The following is a 2,103-nucleotide window of genomic DNA, read 5'->3' as shown; positions in this document are numbered from 1 at the left end:
CAAGAAGGACGACAAGAAGGACGACAAGAAGGACGACAAGAAGGACGACAAGAAGGACGACAAGAAGGACGACAAGAAGGACGACAAGAAGGACGACAAGAAGGACGACAAGAAGGACAAATAAGAGAACGTCGTGCTATGGTGGAAAGCATTCTACAAGTAAGGTTTGGAGAAGTTGATCCTGAATTAGCAAACATTATTGATCAAGTAATTGCCATGTCCAGGGAAGAATTTACGCCCTTGCTTTTAAATTTATCTCGTACAGATTTATTAGCGAGGTTTAAAAAATAGCAGTCCGTAAATAGTGTTGAGGAATTACGGAAGTTATTATAACTACAGTAGCTAGTACAGCACGGCGTAAATAAACCAACCATTCTCAATCGCTAAAAAGCGTACTCCATGTTATTTTTGACTTTTGACTTTTGACTTTTGACTTTTGACTTTTGACTTTTGACTTTTGACTTTTGACTTTTGACTTTTGACTTTTGACTTCCGCGAAGCGGTAGATTCCTAATTTTTTCAAGTTGGGAATCTAAATTTTTTAGTTCTTTTCTTCACTCTCACCTTCCCGCTACCTTTTTCCACAACCAACAGATGAAGTAATCGCTTTAACATCTGAGCATTTATGCTAGAATGTTAAGCAAAGTATAAAAATTTATTAAAATTAACTGCCATTGTGGAAAAAATATGACCTTTTGTGGAAAAAAATGTGGAAAACTTCAAGATTTTTCAATTAATTGGCATTGAGTATAATTACTCTGTGGAAAAACTCGTCTAGTTTTCCACAGCTTTTCCACAGCTATAGCAATCAGTAATCAGCAATCAAAAAGTAACAATTTTGACTTTCGACTTGTGAACAGTCCCCAGTCCAAAATTTGCTACGATAATCCTTCACCAGTTGAATCCATATTTATGAAATTAGTTTGCTCTCAAAGCGACCTCAGTACAAATCTTTCACTTGTTAGTCGTGCAGTACCATCAAGACCTACTCATCCTGTACTTGCTAACGTGCTGTTACAAGCTGATGCTGAAACTAACCAAGTCAGTTTAACAGCTTTTGATCTCAGTTTGGGTATCCGCACCAGTTTTACCGCTGAGGTCATTGAAGGCGGTGCGATCGCTCTTCCTGCTAAACTACTTGTAGATATCACTTCTCGTCTACCAGAAGGCGAAATCACCTTAGATGACCAATCAGGAGACAACACCGGAGAAGGTATAATTGTCACCCTCAAACCCAAAAGCGGTAAGTATCAAGTCCGGGCAATGGGAGCAGAAGAATTCCCCGAATTACCTGTAATTGAAAGCTCGGAATCAATTCAAATCACTACGGCTGCATTAATTGAAGGATTGAAAGGTTCATTATTTGCTACTAGTGCAGATGAAACCAAACAAGTCCTGACTGGGTTACATTTAACCGTCAAACAAGACACTTTAGAATTTGCGGCTACAGATGGACACCGTTTAGCAGTGCTGGAAACCTCTAACGAGCGTCCCCTGGAAGGTAATGAACAACTAGAGGTGACAGTCCCAGCTAGAGCATTACGAGAATTACAGCGAATGCTGGCTCATAGTTCTTCAGAAGAAACTGTAGCCTTATATTTAGACCAAGGTCAAATTGTTTTTGCTTGGCAAAATCAACGTTTAACCAGCCGGACTCTAGAAGGACAATATCCCGCTTATCGGCAATTAATCCCCCGTCAATTTGAACGACAAGTCACACTAGAACGGCGGCAATTTATCAGCACTCTAGAAAGAATTGCTGTGTTAGCTGATCAGAAAAATAATATTGTCAAAGTCAGCATTGATAATGCCAATCAAGAAATTACTTTATCTTGTGAAGCCCAAGATGTAGGTAGTGGTACAGAGTCAATGCCGGCACAAATTTCTGGGGAAGATATCGACATTGCTTTTAATGTCAAATATTTAATGGAAGGTTTAAAAGAGTTACCATCTTCTGAAATTCAAATGCACTTAAATCAAAGCTTAACCCCAGTAATTTTTACACCTTTAGGCGGTTTAAAAATGACTTATTTAGCTATGCCTGTACAACTGAGGAATTAATTGTAATTTCCCCTACTTCTTCAAGCAGTCAAGATGTAGGGG

The 2,103-nt window shown here is 38.9% G+C and carries 1 protein-coding gene and 1 pseudogene; both read left to right on the top strand.

Annotated features, from left to right (window positions below):
* Positions 1 to 291, top strand: a pseudogene (locus VB694_RS07980) (hypothetical protein); the annotation flags it as partial.
* Positions 292 to 912: 621 nt separating this feature from the next.
* Positions 913 to 2,061: a DNA polymerase III subunit beta gene (gene dnaN / locus VB694_RS07975; RefSeq protein WP_323359776.1), complete on the top strand. Its 1,149-nt coding sequence runs from the start codon at positions 913 to 915 to the stop codon at positions 2,059 to 2,061.
* Positions 2,062 to 2,103: the final 42 nt, after the last annotated feature.

This window comes from Anabaena sp. UHCC 0451, from assembly GCF_034931405.1.
Lineage (GTDB): Bacteria > Cyanobacteriota > Cyanobacteriia > Cyanobacteriales > Nostocaceae > RDYJ01.
This window is presented reverse-complemented; position numbering and strand designations above follow the sequence as displayed.

Coding starts and splice junctions, on each gene's coding strand:
- dnaN (WP_323359776.1), top strand. CDS start 913: ATGAAATTAGTTTGCTCTCAAAGCGACCTCAGTACAAATCTTTCACTT.